Annotated in this window: 19 protein-coding genes; 8 read left to right on the forward strand and 11 right to left on the reverse strand. The window is 60.8% G+C overall.

Annotated elements, in window-relative coordinates:
- The first annotated feature begins 101 nt into the window (after positions 1-101).
- Both ACLEXF_RS12645 and ACLEXF_RS12650 read left to right on the forward strand, forming a co-directional pair.
- A complete protein-coding gene (locus ACLEXF_RS12645) occupies positions 102-1529 on the forward strand; it encodes an MFS transporter (protein WP_423265770.1) in 1428 nt (475 codons plus the stop codon).
- A 70-nt stretch (positions 1530-1599) separates the two neighbouring features.
- Positions 1600-2844 (forward strand): mechanosensitive ion channel family protein, encoded by a 1245-nt coding sequence (locus tag ACLEXF_RS12650; protein ID WP_004202471.1) that lies wholly within the window; start codon positions 1600-1602, stop codon positions 2842-2844.
- 2 nt (positions 2845-2846) lie between these two features.
- Here the strand turns inward: ACLEXF_RS12650 and ACLEXF_RS12655 are convergent, their stop codons facing one another.
- Entirely contained in the window at positions 2847-3827 is a 981-nt protein-coding gene (locus ACLEXF_RS12655; RefSeq protein WP_017900840.1) for a LacI family DNA-binding transcriptional regulator, read from the reverse strand.
- Positions 3828-4075: 248 nt separating this feature from the next.
- On the opposite strand from ACLEXF_RS12655, the gene ACLEXF_RS12660 reads away from it, so the two are divergent.
- On the forward strand, positions 4076-4492 hold the full coding sequence (locus ACLEXF_RS12660) for an Exc2 family lipoprotein (protein WP_004202462.1): 417 nt from the start codon (positions 4076-4078) through the stop codon (positions 4490-4492).
- Positions 4493-4510: 18 nt separating this feature from the next.
- Here ACLEXF_RS12660 and ACLEXF_RS12665 read toward each other — a convergent pair whose 3' ends face one another.
- The 5 genes from ACLEXF_RS12665 to ACLEXF_RS12685 form a co-directional block, all read right to left on the reverse strand.
- Positions 4511-5662: a Gfo/Idh/MocA family protein gene (locus tag ACLEXF_RS12665; RefSeq protein WP_205425950.1), complete on the reverse strand. Its 1152-nt coding sequence runs from the start codon at positions 5660-5662 to the stop codon at positions 4511-4513.
- Between the two features lies 1 nt (position 5663).
- Complete coding sequence (locus ACLEXF_RS12670) at positions 5664-6686, reverse strand: sugar phosphate isomerase/epimerase family protein (protein WP_004202459.1); 1023 nt, start codon at positions 6684-6686, stop codon at positions 5664-5666.
- 16 nt (positions 6687-6702) lie between these two features.
- Entirely contained in the window at positions 6703-7908 is a 1206-nt protein-coding gene (locus ACLEXF_RS12675) for an MFS transporter (RefSeq protein ID WP_025999301.1), read from the reverse strand.
- Positions 7909-8095: 187 nt separating this feature from the next.
- Positions 8096-9472 (reverse strand): phenylalanine transporter, encoded by a 1377-nt coding sequence (gene pheP, locus ACLEXF_RS12680; RefSeq protein WP_032455670.1) that lies wholly within the window; start codon positions 9470-9472, stop codon positions 8096-8098.
- A 246-nt stretch (positions 9473-9718) separates the two neighbouring features.
- A complete protein-coding gene (locus ACLEXF_RS12685) occupies positions 9719-11203 on the reverse strand; it encodes an aldehyde dehydrogenase family protein (protein WP_049004398.1) in 1485 nt (494 codons plus the stop codon).
- 159 nt (positions 11204-11362) lie between these two features.
- On the opposite strand from ACLEXF_RS12685, the gene ACLEXF_RS12690 reads away from it, so the two are divergent.
- The 4 genes from ACLEXF_RS12690 (at position 11363) to ACLEXF_RS12705 (ending at position 15495) form a co-directional block, all read left to right on the forward strand.
- A complete protein-coding gene (locus ACLEXF_RS12690) occupies positions 11363-12664 on the forward strand; it encodes an NAD(P)/FAD-dependent oxidoreductase (protein ID WP_017900836.1) in 1302 nt (433 codons plus the stop codon).
- 13 nt (positions 12665-12677) lie between these two features.
- A complete protein-coding gene (locus ACLEXF_RS12695; RefSeq protein WP_002892824.1) occupies positions 12678-13043 on the forward strand; it encodes a cupin domain-containing protein in 366 nt (121 codons plus the stop codon).
- Between the two features lie 432 nt (positions 13044-13475).
- The gene (locus tag ACLEXF_RS12700) at positions 13476-14975 is read left to right on the forward strand and encodes an APC family permease (RefSeq protein ID WP_002892820.1); all 1500 of its coding nucleotides are present in this window, start codon (positions 13476-13478) and stop codon (positions 14973-14975) included.
- Complete coding sequence (locus tag ACLEXF_RS12705) at positions 14953-15495, forward strand: DUF3156 family protein (protein ID WP_087771440.1); 543 nt, start codon at positions 14953-14955, stop codon at positions 15493-15495. Before ACLEXF_RS12700 ends, ACLEXF_RS12705 begins: the two co-directional genes overlap by 23 nt.
- A 17-nt stretch (positions 15496-15512) precedes the next feature.
- Here ACLEXF_RS12705 and ACLEXF_RS12710 read toward each other — a convergent pair whose 3' ends face one another.
- From ACLEXF_RS12710 to ACLEXF_RS12730, 5 genes are all read right to left on the reverse strand, one after another.
- Positions 15513-15875 (reverse strand): helix-turn-helix domain-containing protein, encoded by a 363-nt coding sequence (locus ACLEXF_RS12710; protein ID WP_023341146.1) that lies wholly within the window; start codon positions 15873-15875, stop codon positions 15513-15515.
- Complete coding sequence (locus ACLEXF_RS12715; protein WP_087771441.1) at positions 15876-16178, reverse strand: type II toxin-antitoxin system HigB family toxin; 303 nt, start codon at positions 16176-16178, stop codon at positions 15876-15878. It lies immediately after the preceding gene.
- Positions 16179-16261: 83 nt separating this feature from the next.
- Positions 16262-17377, reverse strand: a complete 1116-nt coding sequence (locus tag ACLEXF_RS12720; protein WP_065696686.1) for a class II histone deacetylase — start codon at positions 17375-17377, stop codon at positions 16262-16264.
- A gap of 16 nt (positions 17378-17393) precedes the next feature.
- Positions 17394-18566 carry an MFS transporter gene (locus ACLEXF_RS12725; protein WP_023319895.1) on the reverse strand — a complete coding sequence of 391 codons (1173 nt, stop codon included), beginning with the start codon at positions 18564-18566 and terminating at the stop codon, positions 17394-17396.
- Between the two features lie 117 nt (positions 18567-18683).
- The gene (locus ACLEXF_RS12730) at positions 18684-19367 is read right to left on the reverse strand and encodes a response regulator transcription factor (protein WP_004202446.1); all 684 of its coding nucleotides are present in this window, start codon (positions 19365-19367) and stop codon (positions 18684-18686) included.
- A gap of 425 nt (positions 19368-19792) precedes the next feature.
- On the opposite strand from ACLEXF_RS12730, the gene ACLEXF_RS12735 reads away from it, so the two are divergent.
- Entirely contained in the window at positions 19793-20980 is a 1188-nt protein-coding gene (locus ACLEXF_RS12735; RefSeq protein WP_017900833.1) for an anaerobic sulfatase maturase, read from the forward strand.
- Positions 20981-20988 lie beyond the last annotated feature (8 nt).

Genomic DNA, 20988 nt, shown 5'->3' on the forward strand with positions numbered 1-20988 from the left:
CCAGCATGGTAGTTCCAGTACCAGTATAGACAGGAACTGGTACCCGTTTAATTTATCGGTAATGCTACGTCGGTCTGCTGAATGACGCAATGGAGATTCCCATGAAAACGTCTGCTGTTTCACCCGGCCGCGCCGGTCTGTTGCTGCTGCTGGGCGGCCAGATGCTGCCGCTTATTGATACCTCGATCACCAATGTGGCGCTGGACGCCATCACCCATACCCTGGCGGCCAGCGCCACGCAGCTGGAACTTATCGTCGCGCTCTACGGTGTCGCCTTTGCCGTCTGCCTGGCGATGGGCAGTAAGCTTGGCGATAACTATGGCCGCCGGCGCCTCTTTATGTGGGGCGTCGCGCTCTTTGGCATTGCTTCCCTGCTGTGCGGCATAGCGAACAGCATCAGCGCCCTGCTGGCCGCCCGCACTCTGCAGGGCGCCGGTGCGGCGCTGATTGTGCCGCAGATCCTCGCCACCCTGCACGTCACCCTCAAAGGCCCGGCCCACGCCCGGGCTATCAGCCTGTACGGCGGGATCGGCGGGATCGCCTTTATTGTCGGACAGATGGGCGGCGGCTGGCTGGTATCGGCGGACATCGCCGGACTGGGCTGGCGCAACGCCTTTTTTATCAATGTGCCGATCTGCCTGCTGGTGCTGGCCCTGAGCCGCCGCTATGTGCCGGAAACCCGTCGTGAGACGCCGTCGCGGATTGACTGGCAGGGCACGCTGTACCTCGCCCTCATCCTCTGCTGCCTGCTGTTCCCGATGGCCCTCGGTCCGGAGCTGCGCTGGCCGCTGTGGCTGCAGCTGATGCTGGTGGCGGTCCTGCCGCTGCTGTTCGCCATGCGTCAGAGCGCCCTGCGCCAGCAGCAGCGCGGCGATCATCCCCTGCTGCCGCCGCGTCTGCTGCAGTTGACCAGCATCCGCTTCGGGATAGCCATCGCCCTGCTGTTTTTCAGCGCCTGGTCCGGCTTTATGTTCTGCATGGCGCTGACCATGCAGGAGGGGCTGGGGATGGCGCCGTGGCAGTCCGGCAATAGCTTTATCGCCCTCGGCGTGGCCTATTTTATTTCGGCGCTGTATGCCCCGCGGCTTATCGCCCGCTACAGCATGGGGCGGATCCTGCTGACCGGTCTGGCGGTGCAGATCGCCGGTCTACTGCTGCTGTGCGCCACCTTCTCCCGCTTCGGGATCGCCACCACCGCCCTGACGCTGGTCCCCGCCACGGCGCTGATCGGCTACGGCCAGGCGCTGATCGTCAACAGCTTTTACCGGATTGGCATGCGCGATATCAGCGCCTGCGACGCCGGGGCCGGGAGCGCCATCCTCAGTACCCTGCAGCAGGCGACTCTCGGCCTTGGGCCGGCTATCCTCGGCTCGCTGTTCCTGGCGCTGGCCCGTCGCGGCGGCGGAAACTATCCGCAGGCGCTGATTGATTTTCTGCTGGTCGAGGTGGCTATGATGCTGTTGCTGGGGGCCATCGCGCTGTGGCTGCGTCATCATCTCAACCGACAGCCGGCGACGGTAGCGTCGTAATACCGGCGGCGGTGATTTGCATAATCGTTATCCAGCGGTCATCATACCCGCTGGATATTCAGGAGACGTTATGCAGGAATTAATATCGCAAATTGCCGCCTTAGGAATCGAAATAACTCCCACCCGCTCGCTGATGATTATCTTCGGCATTATCTTGTTCACCGCCGTCGTCGTGCATCTGATATTGCACAAAGTGGTGCTGCGCGCTTTTGAAAAACGGGCATTGGCCAGCAGCCATCTGTGGCTGCAAATCATCACGCAGAATAAACTCTTTCACCGACTGGCCTTTACCCTGCAGGGGATCATCGTCAACGTGCAGGCGGTGCTGTGGCTGCAAAAAGGCAGCGAGGCCGCAGAAATATTAACCACCGTGGCTCAGCTATGGGTGATGATATATGCCATGCTGTCCTTCTTCTCGCTGCTGGATGTGATCTTAAAGCTGGCGCAGAAATTTCCCGCCGCCTCTCAGCTGCCGCTGAAGGGGATATTCCAGGGAATTAAGCTGGTGACGGCGATTATTATCGGCATCCTGATTATTTCCCTGCTGATAGGCCAGTCGCCAGCGATCCTGATTAGCGGGCTCGGCGCCATGGCCGCGGTGCTCATGCTGGTATTTAAAGATCCGATCCTTGGCCTGGTGGCCGGTATCCAGCTCTCGGCCAACGATATGCTCAAGCTTGGCGACTGGCTGGAGATGCCGAAGTACGGCGCCGACGGCGCGGTGATCGATATCGGCCTCACTACGGTCAAGGTACGTAACTGGGATAATACCATCACCACCATTCCGACCTGGTCGCTGGTCTCCGACTCGTTTAAAAACTGGAGCGGCATGTCGGCCTCCGGCGGCCGCCGCATTAAGCGCAGCCTCAACATCGACACCACCAGCATTCATTTCCTCGATGAACAGGAGCAGCAGCGCTTGATCCGGGCGAAGTTGCTTAAACCCTATATGGATTCGCGCCACGAGGAGATTAGCGCCTGGAACCAGCAGTATGCCGGGGAACAGTCGGTTCTCAATGAGCGGCGAATGACCAATGTCGGCACCTTCCGCGCCTATCTGCAGGAGTATTTACGTCATCATCCGCGCATCCGCCAGGATATGACCCTGATGGTGCGCCAGCTGGCGCCGGATGCCAACGGCTTGCCGATCGAGATCTATTGCTTCACCAACACCGTGGTGTGGGCGGAATATGAGGGGATCCAGGCGGATATTTTCGATCATGTCTTCGCCGTGGTGGAGGAGTTTGGCTTACGCATTCATCAGACGCCCACCGGCAACGACATTCGCGCGCTGGCGGGCGCCTTCTCCCGCTGACCTCAGGCGCTGGCGCGGGCTATCACGCGCCAGTCCATCATCACCCGCTCGACGGCAGCGTCGGGATCGTCGATGCGTTTCATTAACAGATCCACCGCCGTACGGCCGATCGCCCGGGAGGGCTGTTCGACGGTGGTCAGCTGCGGGGAGACCACTTCCGCCAGCTCGGTGCCGTCGAAGCCGATCACCGCGATATCCTCCGGCACCCGCAGTCCAGCCTGGTCAATTGCCCGCAGCGCCCCGGCGGCAAGGGAGTCCGAAACGGCAAACACCGCGTCGGGCTTCTCGTCTTGCGACAGTAGCTGCTCCATCGCCCGTTTACCGGCCGCCGCGCTAAGATCCTGCGCGTAGGTCACCTGCTGATACGCCAGGCCATGCACGTGCAGCACGCTTTTATAGCCGCGCTCGCGCAGGCGGGCGTAGCGATAGCTGAGGTCGTGATTAATGAGCGCGATGCGGCGGCGGCCGCCGTCGGCCAGTCGGGACACCGCCCCCTGAGCCGCCTCGACGTCGTTAATCCCGACGCAGGAGATGCTGCCGGTATCGGCATACTCCGCGCACTGCACCCAAGGTGCATCGCCAATCATGGTGGTCAGTTCCGGCAGGCTGGAGAGCGCGTTCATGGTAATAATGCCGTCGACCATTTTGCCGGAGAGCAGCTGCAGGCCCGAGGTCGAGCGGGCCAGATCCGACCCGGAATTACACAGCAGAATGCGGTAGCCGTTCTTCTCCGCCTCTTCTTCTATCCCTTTCACCACCTCGGCGCAAAAAGGGTTAGCGATATTGGAGACCATCACCAGGATCATATTGCTGCGGGCGGTTCGCAGCTGACGCGCCAGCAGGTTCGGCTGATAGTTGCTCTCTTTGATCGCCTGCAGCACGCGCTCACGGTTTTTGGCTTTTACCGTATCGCTGTTGTTCAGCACCCGCGACACCGTGGCCACCGAAACGCCGGCCAGACGAGCAATTTTCTGAATAGACATAAACCCTGCACTTCCTGCGATAGAGGTGGATCCTGCAGGCTATCATAAATGAGCTCTGGTTGGCCTGCCAGCCTGGCGCGAAAGCGTGGCTCAGTGAGACGGCGTCTCGGGACACTATTAATAATCAGGGCTTCTCTCCCGCCCCGATAACGCGCATCCTTTTGCCGTTTCATATTCTCATTAGCGCAGGAGGCGCAACAGACCGCCTGCGCCCCATTTGTGCTTTTATGATTAAGGATGATATCCCCATGAGGCTCTCCACCGCGATTCTCGCCCTCAGCTGTGCCCTGGCAACGATCACCGGCTGCACCTCGTCAAAATCGTCACCGGAACGCCACGCCTACGCGTTCGTCGCCCACCGCTCCGATTTTGTCGGCGGCAACTTCACCGTCAACCGTCAGGAAAATTACCGTTTAAACCTGCCGACCTTCACGGCGATGTACGCCCGCGGCCAGCAGGATAAAGCCGCTGGCATGAGCGAAAGCGACGCCCGCCGCACCGCGGAGGCCATCAAACAGCAGGCGGCGCAGGGCACTCGCACCGAGCACGCCTTTACCGGCAACGCCAGCGACAAATGGGATAATGCAATGGAAAATAAAGATGCCGTCCTGTTCGGCAACGAACTCTCCGGTGCCTATCTCGACGGCTATCTTGGGGTGAAATAATCCTTCGCTCCCCCGCCCTCAGCGTTCGACGCTCACCCAGCGCTGCTGCTGATGGCTTTTGACGATCGCCTCGATGATGTACATCACATCGGCGCCGTCGTCGAAAGCGGCGAAGCGCCGGGCCCCGGCCTCCGACATCTTCCCGGCGCGCACCGCCTGATAAAAATGCTCCATCATATTCTTAAAGGCGTCCGGCCAGCCCTCAATATGGCCGCCAGGGTAATGGGCGCTGTCAGCGATCTCCGGCCGCAGCAGGCTGGGGTCGTCGCTGAGCCGCCGATCCGGCTGCTCGCGGTGGCCGATCCACAGCCGCTGGGGCACTTCCTGATCCCAGGCCAGAGAACAGCGGCTGCCGTTAACCTCCACCGCCAGACGGTTTTTCCGCCCGGCGCTCACCTGAGAAACCATAAAGCTGCCTTTGCTGCCATCGTCAAAACGCAACAGCACCGAGCCAAAGTCCTCGGTATCGACAGGCCGGGTTTCATATCCCTGCGCCTCGTGAACGGCGCTGAAGGTCGCTTTGCCATTGACCGGCGCTTTACGCGTCGGCCAGACGATAGACAGATCCGCCATCACCTCGACAATCCGCCGACCGGTCATAAACTGCACGGTATCGCACCAGTGGGAGCCGATGTCAGCCACCGTCCGCGATGCGCCGCCCTGCGCCGAATCAACCCGCCAGTTGTAGTCGGTCTCCAGCAACATCCAGTCCTGTAAATAGCTGCCGTGCGCCGCGAAGATTCTGCCGACCTCGCCATGGCGGATCATCGCCGCCGCCTGCTGGACCATGGCGAACTGGCGATAGACGAAGCTGACGCCATGCACCACGCCGGCCCGGGCGGCAAGCGCCACCAGCTCCCGCGCCTCCTCCGCCGTCATACACAGCGGTTTTTCGGAGAAGACGTGCAGCCCGGCGGCGAGGATCTGCCGGTTAATCTGGGCATGCAGATGGTTCGGAGTACAGTTATGCACCACCTGCAGCCCCGGATGGGCCAGCAGCGCTGCCACGCTGTCGTAGGCATGGGCAATATTCAACGCTTGCGCCTTGCGCTGCGCCGCCTCAAGGCTGCTGTCGCACAGCGCCACCACCTCGATATCCCCCAGCCGCCGCAGCGCCTCCAGATGCGCCGGGCCAATAAACCCAGCCCCAATAATCGCGACCTGAATCATGTTATTCCCTCCCACCGGCGGCAAAGTCATCGAAGGCCCGTCCGGCAACGGGAATGATATGGCGACGAATAAACTCGCTGCCCTCGCGCGCGCCGGTCTCGGCATCCTTCAGGCAGCACTCCCACTCCAGCACCGCCCAGCCGTCAAAATCATATTCGGTCAGCTTACTGAACACCCCTTTGAAGTCGATCTGCCCGTCGCCGGGAGAGCGGAAACGGCCAGCCCGCTGCTGCCAGGGCTGATAGCCGCCGTAGACGCCATTGCGCCCGTTGCGGCGAAATTCGGCGTCCTTGACGTGAAACGCCTTAATACGCGCATGATAGATATCGATATAGGTCAGGTAATCCATTTGCTGCAGATGCAGGTGGCTCGGGTCATAGAGCATATTGCAGCGCGGATGGTTATCCACCCGCGCGAGAAAACGCTCAAAGGTCACGCCATCGTGCAGGTCTTCGCCGGGGTGGATCTCATAGCAGACATCGACCCCCTGCTCGTCGAAGAGGTCCAGCAGCGGCCGCCAGCGCCGGGCCAGCTCGGCAAAGGCCTCATCCAGAAGCGACTGATTATGCGGCGGCCACGGATAAAAAAAGGGCCATGCCAGCGCCCCGGAAAAGGTCGCATGCGCCTGCAGCCCCAGGCGGCCGGAGGCCACCGCCGCCTGGCGCACTTTCTCCACCGCCCAGCGCTGGCGCGCCTGCGGATCGCCGTGCAGCGCCGCCGGGGCGAAGGCGTCAAACGCCGCGTCATACGCCGGATGCACCGCCACCAGCTGTCCTTCAAGATGAGTGGACAGCTCGCTGATGACCAGCCCATGCTCCGCCAGGGTGCCGCGGACCTCGTCGCAGTAGGTCTGGCTCGCCGCCGCCCGCTCGACATCGAAAATCGCCGGGTGGTTGCAGGGGATCTGCAATGCCTTGTACCCCAGGCCGGCGGCCCACTGCGCCATCCCCGCCAGGGTGTTGAACGGCGCCTGCGGGCCGATAAACTGCGCCAGAAAAATGCCCGGTCCCTTGATCGTTTTCATACCCCCTCCTGTAAAATTAGTGCGGCTCTTTCTCGTTGTACTGGAAAGAGAAAAGGAAAATCAGCGCGATAACCGCGGCGGCCACCGCCGGGATCCACCAGAAGGTCACCCAGGCCTGCGGCACGCTCTGGCCGGCCACCAGATGGTTATACAGCGCGCCGGAGATCTGCGAGCCCAGCAGCATGCCGATCCCGTAGGTGAACATCACAATCATGCTCTGCGCCTGGCCTTTGACCTTCTCGCCCGCCACGCGGTCGGTGTAGATAAAGCCGACGACAAAGAAAAAGTCATAGCACACGCCGTGCAGCAAAATACCCAGATAGAGCAGGAAGCGCCCCTCTTCGCTGACCCCGAGGGCGAAAAAGGCATAGCGAACAAACCACGCCGCCATGCCGATAAGCAGCATGTATTTCACCCCGAGGCGACGGAACAGCAGCGGGATCACCAGCATAAAGACGATCTCTGACATCTGGCCGAAGGACATCGCGGTGCTGACATCCTTAACGCCGGCATCCGCCAGATACGACGCGGTATAGGCGTAATAGGTGCCTAACGGCACGGAAATTAAGGTGGCGCAGAGGGAGAAAATCAGGAAATGGCGGGTTTTCAGCAGCGCGAAGGCGTCCGCGCACAGCAGATCGCGAAACTGAACCGGCATGCCTTTGGCCGGCGCCGGGGTGTGGGGCAGCGTCAGGCTGTAGATCGCCAGCGCCACCGAACAGAGCGCCGCCACGGTGAAGATGCCGGTGGTGTCAGAGATGCCGGTCACCCCGATGCAGATCCCGGCGATAATCCAGCCGATGGTGCCGAACACGCGGACCACCGGAAAGGTTTTATCGACGTTAGCCAGGCTGTGGAAGGCGATATTGTTGGTCAGCGCCAGGGTCGGCATATAGCACAGCGTATAGCCGAACAGCAGGCCAATCAGCAGCGCGCCATTCTGCGCCACCAGCGCCTGGGGGACAAACCACAGGATCGCCGCCCCGGCCAGGTGCATCACCGCCATCACCTTCTGCGAGGCGAAAAAGCGATCCACCAGCATCCCTAGCACAAAGGGGGACAGGATGGAGGCGATCGGCCCGGCGGAGAACGCATCGCCGATCAGCAATGACATCTCATAGCGGGTCATCACCAGCCCCAGGGTCACCGACCAGCTGCCCCAGATAAAGAACTGCATAAACATCATTAACGACAGCCGCGGCACCAGAAAACGGTGGCTCACGCGGACACTTTCCCGACCTTCTGTTGTTGTGACCATGTTGCTCGCCCTCAGAAAAGTAATCGATTACAAAATCGCTCCAAACAAAAGTAATCGATTACAAAAAGAAGATCGCCAGGCAAATGCCCCACCTGCGAAGAGGATCACAATAAAAAGCCAGGCAGCCCCGCCGGACGGCGGGGCATCTCGCTTACGCCGGGCGGCGCAGCAGTTTGAAGGCGATAAACAGGAACAGGATCCACACCGGCAGCAGGATCGCCGACAGGCGCATCCCGTCGATAGTGCACATCAGCGCCAGAATCAGCCCAAGGAAAGCAATGCAGAAGTAGTTGCTGGCGGGCGCCAGCAGCGCTTTAAACTTCGATTCACGCCCTTTGCGGCGCTGGGCGGCGCGGAACTTCAGGTGCGCCATACAGATCATGATCCAGTTCAGCAGCAGCGTCGCCACCACCAGGGCCATCAGCAGTCCCAGCGCTTCATGCGGCAGCAGGTAGTTCAGCACCACCACCAGTGAGGTGATAATCCCCGAGAGCAGCAGAGAGTTCACCGGCACGCCGCGCTTGCTGACGCGGGCGAGGAACGTCGGCGCATTGCCCTGCACCGACAAGCCGAACAGCATCCGGCTGTTGGAGTACACGCCGCTGTTATACACCGACAGCGAGGCCACCAGAATGACGAAGTTCAGCGCGGAGGCCACCAGGTTGCTGTCGAGATGATGGAAAATCATCACGAACGGGCTACTGTCGGATTTGACCTCCACCCACGGGTAGAGCGCCAGCAGCACCACCAGCGAACCGATATAGAACAGCAGGATACGATAAACCACCTGGTTGACCGCTTTTGGAATGCTCTTTTCCGGGTTTTGCGCTTCAGCGGCGGTGATGCCGATAAGCTCCAGCCCGCCGAAGGAGAACATGATCACCGCCAGCGACAGGATAAGACCGTGCCAGCCGGTGGCGAGGAAGCCGCCGTGTTTCCACAGGTTGTCGAACCCGGCTTTGCTGCCGCCGTGGCCGCCAAACAGCATCCACAGGCCAAAGGCAATCATGCCGATAATCGCCAGCACTTTTATCAGCGCAAACCAGAACTCCGCTTCGCCATACAGGCGCACGTTGACGAGATTGACGGCGTTAATAATAAGGAAGAAGGCCGCCGCCCAGATCCAGGTCGGGACGTCGGGCAGCCAGTACTGCATGTAGATCCCGGCGGCGGTCAGCTCCGCCATTCCCACCAGCACGAACATCACCCAGTAGTTCCAGCCGGAAAGGAAGCCGGCGAACGGGCCCCAGTATTTGTAGGCAAAGTGGGCAAAGGAGCCGGATACCGGCTCTTCCACCACCATTTCGCCCAGCTGGCGCATGATCAGAAAAGCGACAATCCCGGCAACGGCGTAACCCAGTAATACCGCCGGACCGGCCATCTGGATAGCGGGACCAATGCCGAGAAACAGCCCGGTGCCAATCGCGCCGCCAAGGGCGATAAGTTGAATGTGTCGGTTCTGTAAACCGCGATGAAGCGTCGGGCCGCTCTCTTCTACGGCATCCGACGACGTTGACGCGTCTTTCACGTCGTTCCCCTGTGTGTTTTTGCGAAGGGGCACCTTTTATCACTAAGGGGGGATTGTCGCAAGTTGCGAGGGGTTATGGCGGCGGCGACATTAACCTTCGCTTGCACGGACTCAGGCCGTGCAAGGCGCCGTCGTCGCCTGGCACATTCGCGGCTGTCCATCCGCTGTCCTTGCCCGGAGGCGCTGCGCTTACCGGGCCTACGCAGACGCCTGAAGCCCGGTTAAGGCTACCTCCACCGACAAAACTTAATAGCGCACCATCACCGACTTCAGCTCCGTGTAGTCATCGATAAACGCGCTGCCGAATTCGCGCCCGATGCCCGAGCCCTTCATGCCGCCGAACGGTACCGCCGGGTCGAGGAAAGTATGCATATTGACCCACACGATGCCGGCCTCAATCGCCTCCGAGTAGCGCAGCGCCAGGCGAATATTATCCGACCAGACGCTGGCCGCCAGGCCATACGGCGAGGCATTGATCCGCGCCAGCGCTTCGTCTTCACTGTGATAGCCGATAAAGCTGCACACCGGACCGAAGGTCTCCTCGCGCATCAGAGTGCTCTCTTCGCTGCGCACTTTAACCGCCGTCGGCTGCAGGAAATAGCCCTCCCCCGGCAGGGCTTCACCGCCGCAGACGATGGTATCGCCCTCGTCGCGCGCGGTCTGAATGAGCCGCAACACTTTGTCATACTGCTGGCGGTTGGCCAGCGGCCCCATCAGCGTGCGCTCATCCAGCGGCGATCCCGGCGCGAAGGCGCTGAGCTTATCTTTCAGCAGCGCCAGCACCGCATCCAGTTTACCCTGCGGCAGATAAAAGCGCTCCGCGGCGGCGCAAATCTGCCCCTGGTTCAGGTAGCCGGCTTCCAGAATGCCGTTGACCATCGCCTCCGGCGTCAGATCATCCAGGAACAGCGCGGCGTTTTTGCCCCCCAGCTCAAGGGTCACCCGTTTACCTGACGCACTGGCCGACCGCTGGACTTTCTCGCCAGTGGCCACCGAGCCGGTGAAGCTCACCTTGGCGCAGGCCGGATGGGTAATCAGCCGCTGAGCAATCTCGCCGCCGGCGCCGTTGACCACGTTAATCACCCCGTCCGGAATACCTACCGCTTTCGCCAGCTCCGCCACGCGCAGCAGCGTCAGCGGCGTATACTCGCTCGGCTTGAGAACAATGGTGCAGCCGCAGACCAGGGCCGCCGCCAGCTTCCAGACGGCAATCATGATGGAGAAGTTCCACGGCACGATGCCCACCACTACCCCCAGCGGCTGACGGCGAGTGAAGGCGGTATATTTCTCCCCGGCCATCGACGGCAGCGACACATTCAGGGTTTCGCCGGTGACTTTCCCCGCCCAGCCGGCGAAGTAGCGCAGGAAAGCGACCGATTGATCCAGCTCGAGCATGCGCGCCAGCGTGATGGTCTTGCCGGAGCAGAGACTTTCCAGCTGCGCCAGCGCTTCGCGATGCTCAGCCAGGGCATCCGCCAGCTTCAGCAGCAAGGTTCCGCGCGCCAGCGTCGGCATTTCGCGCCACTGATTAAACGCCTGGCGGGCACTCTCTACCGCGCGATCCGCCTGGTCGCTATCCGCCGCGGTGACCTCGGCGATCGCCCGCCCGGTGGCAGGGTTGATCACCGCAAACGGCGCGCCGCGGCCCGCCTCTCGCTCACCGGCGATAAACTGCCCGTGCGGCTGGCGTAAAAAGGCGGTCACTTCCGCCAGTAAGGTTATCTCGCTCATCGTCAGTACCCGTTTTTTCAGCAACGTTGGCCCATCACAGCACGGCTTCCCGCCGCCGCCTATCGTTCTAAAGAACGTCATTCTTCCGGACGATATTCAACGCCCGCGCGGCGTGCTGTGATGAGGCACTTGAGCGAGGCAAGACCACAGGGTAACGCGATGAACATCAAAATCGATGCGCTGAACTACTACGGCGCGACGAAGAAATACCACCTCCATTTTCCGGCGCTGCGGGAAGATATTGAAGCCGACGTGGTGATTATCGGCGGCGGCTTCTCCGGTATTAACACCGCCCTTGAGCTGGCGGAACAGGGCATCACCAACGTGGTGGTGCTGGAAGCGCGCCATCTCGGCTATGGCGGCACCGGGCGCAATGGCGGCCAGGTGATGGCCGGTATCGGTCACGACATCGAAGCGGTGAAAAAGCACGTCGGCAAAGAAGGGCTGGAAACGCTGTTTAAAATCGCCAACCTTGGCGCGGGCATCATTCGCGAACGCATCCGCAAATATAATATCGACGCCGATTTCGTCCCCGGCTATGGCTATCTCGCTTATAACCAGCGGCAACTGAAAACGCTGCGCCAGTGGGAGAAGGAGTTTAAGGCTGCCACCCCGGATGAAGAGATCGAGCTGTATACCGGGAAAGAGGTGCAGCAGGTGGTGGGCTCCGAGGTCTACTGCGGCGCGCTGAAACATATGGGCGGCGGCCAGATCCATTCGCTCAATATGCTCCTCGGCTCGGCGCAGGCCGCCCATTCGCTGGGAGTGAAGATCTTCGAATCCTCGCCGGTGGTGGAGGTGAATTACGGCAAACAGGTGCGGGTACGTACCGCGATGGGCAGCGTCAAAGCCGCCAAACTGCTGTGGGCCTGCGACAGCTTCCTCAACAATATGGAGCCGGAGATCTACAACAAAACGCTGGTCACCTACTCCTATCAGGTATCGACCGAGCCGCTCTCCGATGAACTGATCGAGCGCATCAGCCCGCTGCGCGGCGCCTTCAGCGATATTCGCCCGGTGATTAACTACTACCGCGTCACCCGGGAAAACCGCCTGCTGTTCGGCAGCGCCACCCGCTTTGTGGAGTATACGCCGAACGATTTCGCCGCCTGGAACCGCACCCTGCTGGCGGAGGTCTTCCCCTATTTGAAGGATGTGAAGATCGATTTCGCCTGGGGCGGGCCAATGGCCTGTAGCGCCAACCTGTTTCCACAGATCGGCACGCTACGCGATCACAACAACGTCTTTTACGTCCAGGGGTACTCCGGTTTCGGCGTCACCCCATCGCACATCGTGTGCAAAATCCTCGCCGAAGGGATCAACGGCGGTTCAGACCGCTATCGTCTGCTGAGCAGCATCCCCCACGCGACCATCCACGGCCGTGACAGCCTGCGCCTGCTGCTGGTCACCGCCGGAAAATTGATGCATCAAACCGCCGGTTTCTGGAAAGGCCGGAGTTAACCAGGAGAACGCTATGCACGCTTTTAAACTTAAACACCCGGTGCCCGACCTGCAGCCAATCGGCAGCGTCAGCCTGCTCGGCGCGACGCCGACCGCCGGCGACCCGCAGGTGGCCGGGGCGATGATCTACGGCGAGCCGCAGGATGCCTTTACCTGCGGACTGTTTTCGTCCACTGAGGGGAGCTTTACCATGACCTATCCGTTTACCGAACACGCCACCGTGCTGGAAGGCGAAGTAGAGCTGACCGTCGCCGGCGGTGAACCGCAGCGCTTTGCGCCAGGCGATAGCTGGTTTGTTAAACAGGGCACCGAAGTGGAGTGGAAAATCCTGACGCCGCGCTTTGTGAAGCACTACCTGGCGAACGTCGAGACGCGCTAACGCGCTGATACTGCCCGGCGGCGCAGGGGGGGCCCCGGAGGCGGCGCATTGCGCCTTCTCCGGGCTACCAAATCGCACAGCGCTGTAGCCCCGGTAAGCGGCAGCGTCACCGGGGGTTTTGAGGCCGCCAACACCGGCAGTTTCAGTCAGCATGGTGAATACATTAAAGGCAGGCCGCGCGGACCGTAGGCCGGCTAAGGCGCTAGCCGCCACCCGGCAGAAACAGGCGCAACGTGGCAAGACGGATGGCCCCGGTTTTCGGGGTCATCTTGTTTATCCACCCTCACATTCATGGACTGCGTCACAGAATCATGCGCCACCCTCCACCTTCCGGACGATATTCGTTGAGCAGGATGCCCGCCTAAATTATGACTATCCGGGAGTGGCGCTGGCTATTCCCTGCCCTACCCCATTATTGTGCAGAGGTTGACTATGTTTAGTAACAGACTTGCCAGCCATCTTGAGCGCGGCGTCGTCGGCTTCCCGACCACCCTCGCCAGCTCCGTCGGGCTGATTATGGCCAGCCCGGTGATCCTGACGGTGACCAGCGGCTTCGGCATGGGCGGCGATACCTTCGCGCTGGCGGTGCTGCTGGCCTTTATTATGATGCAGGCGCAGGTCACCACCTTTGCCGAGGCGGCGACGCTCATTCCCACCACCGGTTCGGTGTACGACTATATCTCCTGCGGCATGGGCCGCTTTTTCGCTATCACCGGCGCGCTGTGCGCCTATCTGATCGTCCATATTTTCGCCGGGACGGCGGAGACGATCCTGGCGGGCATTATGGCGCTGGTGAACTTCGAATCGATCAACGCCCAAATGGCCGCTCACCAAAACACCTGGATGGTGGGCGTCGGCATGGTGGTGATTTTCGGCCTGCTGAACGCCATCGGCGTGGAAATCTTCGGCAAGGTCGAAGTGGTGCTGACCTTCGGCATGTGGACCACGCTGACCATTTTCGGCCTGTGCGGCATTTTTATGGCGCCGGTGACTCATCTTTCCGGCTGGTTCGGCACGCCGCTGAACGTTAGCGATATCAACGGCCTGTTCGGCTATATCGGCATGGCGATGTTTATGTTCGTCGGTTGCGAACTGGTGACGCCGATGGCGCCGGAGATCAAACAGGCCCACCGCACCATACCGCGGGCGATGGCGCTGGGCCTGCTGGGGGTCGCCAGCTGCATGTTTATCTACGGTGCGGCGATCAACCGCCAGGTGGAGAATACCGTGCTCGACGCGGCCAACAACGTCCATCTGCTGGATACGCCGATGGCGATCCCGGCCTTCGCCGAGCGGGTGATGGGCCACGCCGGCCAGTACTGGCTGGGGGTCGGGCTGCTGCTGGCGGGCTGCGCCACCATCAATACGCTGATGGCCGCCGTGCCGCGCATTATCTACGGTATGGCGCTGGACGGCGCGCTGCCCCGCTTCCTGACCTGGCTGCATCCGCGCTTTAAAACGCCGGTAATCGCCATCGCCATCGGGGTGGCGATCCCCTGCCTGCACGCCTGGTATCTGAACGGCGATCTGGACCGCATCGTGCCGCTGATCCTCGCCGCGGTCTGCGCCTGGGGCGTCGCCTATCTGCTGGTGACGCTGTCGGTGGTGATGCTGCGCATTCGCCGCCCGGACCTGCCGCGCGCCTACCGCTCGCCGTGGTTCCCACTGCCGCAGATTATCTCCAGCGTCGGCATTATCATCGCTATCGTCAATATCACCCCGCCGGGGATGGACAGTCGCCAGGTGCTGGTGCCGTTCGGCATTATGCTCGGCCTGACCGCCGCCTACGCCCTGTTCTGGACGGTGTGCGTGCAGCGCGTCAATCCGTTCAAGCCGCTGGTGGTGGAAGAGGTAGTGGAGCGCGCCATCAACAACTACGAAAAACAGACCCGCGGGGAGATGACGCCAGATGTCCTCCGTCCCCTGGTTTGAAACGCCGTTAATGAACGCGGTGCAGCGCGATCTGGCCGGCTGGCCCTGCGAAAAGCTGAGCGAGCGCAGCGCGCTGCTGCGCTTGAACAACGCCACCGCCGTGACCTTCAGCGTGCGTCAGAAGCGGCTGTTTATGGCCAGCATTCACAGCTGCGAGTTTGTCGTCGAGGGGCCGGTGACCCGGCCCGTACGCGGTAAAATTCGCGCCCATCAATCCGGCTGGTGGAAACGCCAGCCGATCCGCTTTATCGGCGGCAAAGGCAGCGAGGCACTCGCCGGCTATCTCAATGGTTTCCCTAATCTCCAGCAGACCTTAAGCGAGCTGGACTACCGCCGCTTTTCGCTGACCTTTAACGGTCGCGGCTGGCGCTGCAGCATTGAACCCTTGGCCGCCAGCGAAGTGGTCTGTAAAATGCCGCCGCTGCGCCGTTATCTGCGGCTGGAAGCGCAGCAGCGGATGCTGCTGCTCAGCGTGCTGGCGATGATTAATCAGGCGGTAAGTCAGTGGATGCATGAATGAGCCGGATGCCCGCGCCATCACGCGCCGATCAGGCTCTCCAGAGGAATGCCGAACTGTGCGTGAAGTCGGCGAATCATCGGGAGCGTCAGGTTACGCGTACCATTGAGAATTTCATACACGCGATTAGATTTACCAATCGCCGGCTCCAGATCTTTGACGGTCAGCCCCTGCTGCTCCATGCGAAACTTGATCGCCTCTATCGGCGTCGGCGGCTCGATGGGATAGTGCTTTTTTTCATACTCAGCAATCAGCAGGCACATCACCTCAAAAAAATCCCCTTCCGGCGTGTCCGGCGCAGGTTCATTATCAAAAAAAGGTTCGACCGCGCTTAACGCGGCTTCGTAATCTTGTTCAGTGCGGATAGGCTTCACATTCATCATTTACTTCCTCTCTATCGTCTCAGCGTTTATCTCGTCAAATTCCTTATGCGAACCGATAAACTTAACGAACACCCACCCCCGCAGATAAGCAACGGCTACGATTAACCGGTAATCATTTCCTTTAATGTTGAATACCACCCGCTTATTTTTCAGAATACTTGCGCTGCGGTATTGGTCCTTTATCTCCGCCGAGGTTTTCCAGTCGGCTTTTGTCGCTTCGTCTACCCAGGCCTTTAGCGGTTGTTCAGCGTCGGGATTCTCCGCCCAGAAGTCCCTTAAGGTTTTCACTGAGATTATCTTCATGTGCAGAGACTAGTCCCATTTCGGGACTAAGCAAAGTAAAAGTCCCATATTGGGACTTTAGGGATCAACGTGAGCGGGAGCGACTACTGCAGGCCAAACTGCTGCGCCAGCCGATCGAGAGCCTGCCTCTGGAACTGCGCAAACTCCGCCCGCGGCTGTTGTTGTTGAATAAATTCCCGCAGCGGATCCTGGACCTCGGTGCGGATGCCGCTCAGAGCCTCCATCACCGCCAGGCCGCAGAACGGCACGTAGGATTCGGCGTAGCCGCCTTCGTGCACCATCACCAGTTTCCCGCCGCACAGGCGATCCGCCGCCTGCTGGACCTGTTCAGTCATCGCCCGGAAGCTGTCGCTGTGCAGCTGCATGCGCGCCAGCGGATCCATGGCGTTGGCATCATAGCCGCAGGCGATGATAATCAGCTCCGGCTCAAAGCGCGCCAGCGCCGGAATAACGATGGTTTCCAGCGCATAGCGCCAGCTGTCATCCCCCGCGCCGGCCAGCAGCGGAATATTGATGTTGTAACCCTCCCCCGCCCCCACGCCGCGATCCTCCTCGCCAGAGTAGCCCGGCGGGAAGCAGCCGTCCTGATGCAAGGAGATAGTCAGCACGTCGTCGCGCTGCAGGTAGATATGCTGGGTGCCGTTGCCGTGGTGAACGTCCCAGTCAATGATCGCCACCTTGCCGAGCCCGAGCAGCGCTTTCGCTCGCTCCACGGCAATGGGGATATTGGCGAGAAAACAGAAGCCCATCGACTGGTCCGGCAGGCAGTGGTGTCCGGGCGGACGCGACAGCGAATAGGCGTTATCCAGTTCTCCCTTCAGCACCGCTTCCACCGCCGCGCAGGCCAGCCCGGCGGAAAGACAGGCGATTTCATAACTGCCCGGCCCCAGCGGCGCCTCTTTGCCGAGCATGCCGCCGCCGTTATCGCTTATCGCCTTGAAGCGCTCCAGATAACTGTCGGGATGGATCCGCCGCAGGTCCGAAAGGCTCGCCGGCGCCGCGCTGCGCAGCGCCAGCTGCGGCGTCAGCCCGGAGACATCCATCAGGTTTTTCATCCGCCGTTTGGTCTCCGGCGATTCGGCATGACCGCCGCCGGCGGGTGGCTGTACCCACCCGCCCACCGGCAGCGTCACTGCGTGCAGCCCGGTACTGTGCCAGAAACAACGTTCATCAAAGAAGAAACCGGTTTTTCTTTTCACTCTATCCTCCCGTGGGCTAACCCTTCCCGGCGGCGGAAGCCGCCACAATTAAAATCAGTGACAGCAGCGCGCAGACACCTGCCGCCGCCAGCAGCGGGTCGGCGCTGGCGAAGTGTTGCAGTAAGGCCCCCGCGAGCGCCGGGCCGGCCGCCATGCCGCCGCCGATCACCAGATTGATGCTGTTCATCAGCCGACCGCTGTTATCGAGCCCGGCGACGCGGGCGAGAATAAAGGGTAGCACGAAGGTCCAGGTGAACTTAAACAGCAGCGCCGCGATGGCGTAGCGCGCCAGCAGCGGCTGGCCAACCAGCAGCCCGACGCTGACTATCAGCAGCCCATAGCCCAACCACACCGGTAAGCGATCGGCGCGCCGGGTGCCGCGCAGGGCCGCGCCGCCGGCGCCGATAATGCCGCAAACCGTCGCCGCCGCCAGCACCAGCCCCACCTGCGTCGGGCTCAGCCCCGCCGTGCTGCCGATGGTGCCGATAAAGGTCCACACTGCGCTGAGGCTGATATAGAAAGTGAGCACCGCCAGCACCGCCAGCGCCTGACGCCACAGCGCCGTCGACGGCTGCTGGCGGGAGGCAGAGAGCGGTTGAAAGCGCGGCGGGAAAGCGGACACCAGCGGCAGGCAGCAGAGCATGATGGCGGCGAGGATCAGATACACCACCTTCAGGCCAAAGGTCGCGAACAGGCCGGGCAGCGCCAGCAGGCCAAGCATCCCCAACAGCAGTTGCCCGAGCACCCAAAAGGCGTAGACCCGCGACGGGTTCGGCGTTCCCGCCGCGCAGCTGATGCACAGAATCATCAGCGTGCCGCCCGCCAGTGAGGCGATAAAGCGCGCCGCCAGCAGCGTCTCATACTGGGTGACCACCGCCGAGGCGAGGTTGGCGGTCAGAAACACCGCCCCGGCCATCAGGGCGACCCGCCGCCAGTCGAGGCGACTCATCCACCACCACGCCGGGAGCGTCGCCAGGCTCATCGCCCCCAGCTCCGCTGAGAACAGCCAGCCTACCTGCCCGGGTTTTAGCTGCCATTCGCTGGCCAGCTGCGCCGCCACCGCCGGCGCGGTCATCAGAATACCCGGCGCAATAGCGGCAAAAATCACAATCGCCGCCAGCAAACGCAGGGACACCACCAGCCCGGCGGGCCGGGAAAGCGCATTATCAGTGACAGGTGTACTCGACATCGTAGGGCGTGCTCCGGTCAAAAAAGCCTCCCCCCGGAGGATCCTCCAGGGAGTGATACCCACAGGCATCAGGAAAACGCCGTGTTGCCACGGCGCGCGCGGGATGTGAAAGTCAGATCACAGATGCAGCGTACGCTGAGCAGCCGGCATCCAGGTTCGGGAAACCAGTTCGGTACGATTGACCACTTCGGTCTTGGCGAAGATATTGCGCAGGTGCGTTTTCACCGTCGAGAGCGAGATATCCAGCTGGCGGGCAATCAGCTTATTACTGGCCCCTTCGCGCACCATGCCGACGATTTCCCGCTCTTTGGCGGTCAGGATAGCGGGCAGGTCATCTTCTTCCTGCAGGCAGTCGCGGATCGCCAACTCCACCAGCGGCAGCACCGCCTGGGCCCGATGACGCTCTTCGCTGGAAAAAGGCACGTCGCGCATCAGCGAGATACCGGCGATGATCCGCCGCTCGCGGCGGATGAAGATCTCGGTCATGTCACGCACGTTATTCGGCAACATAAATTCATGATAATAATGCCGGTTGCGATCGCAGAGCCGCGGCGTCATCGCCGCCACGGTGGTGTTCTGGTGGCTAAAGTGCGCCGGTAAATGCGGATCCAGCGGCTGGAAGTTTTCCAGATATTGTTGGTGCGTATTATCGGAAATATTATGCAATATATAGTTTTCGGGTTTTAACCGGTTATTTACTCGATAAAACACCGCTGAAGTCAGTGGAATTAACTGAGAAATAGTCTGTAAACAACGGGCTATTATCGCATCATTACGGCTGGCTTTTAACAAAGCAGACATGATAGGGCCTCCCCGTCGAGATGATGGTGCATGACACATGGATGACTACCGATAATTGAAGCATACATTTCACATTTAAGTAACACAATCATTAACATATTAACAATGTGATAGCCGTTACAAAATTTTCAGCAATGCATTGTTATATAAAGCATTTAAAAAACACACTCGCCATGCCTTACGATAGCGGCGTTAAAACATAAACAAAAAAGATTAATACCCGGCGTACCTGCCTCTGGTGATAAAAAAACCCTATCCCGGACGCGTCTCTCTCATCCTTAAGAACGATGGATTTCTGTTTTTTTTCACTTATACCCTTAACAGGATGCCATTAATTTTCGCCGCGGCTTAATCATGTGATTACGCCTGACCCGCTGTTGCCAAAATAATAGCAACAGCGCCGGTCATTAACCGAGGATAAGCCGATGCTGAATATCGCCGCCCTGCGCCAGCAGCAAATTCCGCTGGCCGCTGAGCCGCGCTCGCCGGTGCCGTTTCATATTCTGATGAAGCCGATTGGCCCCGCCTGCAATCTCGCCTGCCGCTACTGCTATTACCCCCAGGATGAAACGCCGGTCAACAAGATGGACGAGGCGCGGCTGGAGCAGTTTATCCGCCGCTACATCGCGGCCCAGCCCGTCGGCGCGCGGGAAATCAACTTTGTCTGGCAGGGCGGTGAGCCGCTGCTGGCCGGCCTGAGCTTTTACAAAAAAGCGCTCGCCCTGCAGGCGCGTTATGCCCCCGACGGCGTCACCATCAGCAACAGTCTGCAGACCAATGGCACGCTGATCAACGACGCCTGGTGCCGGCTGTTCCGCGAGCATCGCTTTATTATCGGCTTGAGCCTCGAAGGCAGCGAAGCGCTACAGGACCAGCATCGTCCGGATAAACGCGGCCGGGCCAGCTGGCCGGCGGCACTGCGCGGCATCGGCTTTCTCCACCAGCATCAGGTGGATTTTAACCTGCTGGTGGTGGTGCATAACGAGATGGCGGCCCACGCGGCGGCGATTTATGACCGGCTGGTCAGCCTCGGCGCGCGCTATCTACAGTTTCAGCCGCTGATGAGCGAAGGCGCAGCGTTGCGCGAGGGCTATCAGCTGAGTGCCGATAACTGGGGGCGTTTTATGGTCGGCATCTGGCGGCAGTGGCAGAAGCGCTGCGACAAGGGGCGGGTGTTCGTCATCAATATCGAGCAGGCGTGGGCGCAGTACTTCACTCACACCAGCGGCAGCTGCGTGCACAGCGCCCGCTGCGGCAGCAATCTGGTGATGGAGCCCGACGGAGAGCTCTACGCCTGCGACCATCTGATCAACGCCGAACATCGGCTGGGCCGCCTTGACGACATGACGCTGGCGCACGCGGTCGACGCCTCGGTGCAGCTGCCTTTCGGTCAGCAGAAAAGCCTGCGCCGCGAATGCCAGACCTGCGCGGTCAAAATGGTCTGCCAGGGCGGCTGCCCGGCGCATCTGAACGCCGCGGGCAACAACCGCCTCTGCGGCGGCTACTACCGCTTCTTTAGCGAAATTCTGGCGCCCGTGCGCCCCTTTTCCCGCGACCTTCAAGGGCTACAAGCCTGGCGGGCCGCGTTTGTCGGGGCCGCGCATCCGGCGTAGCCCATTGC

It is taken from the genome of Klebsiella pneumoniae complex sp. WS1778, from assembly GCF_049472055.1.
Classification (GTDB): Bacteria; Pseudomonadota; Gammaproteobacteria; order Enterobacterales; family Enterobacteriaceae; genus Klebsiella; species Klebsiella quasipneumoniae.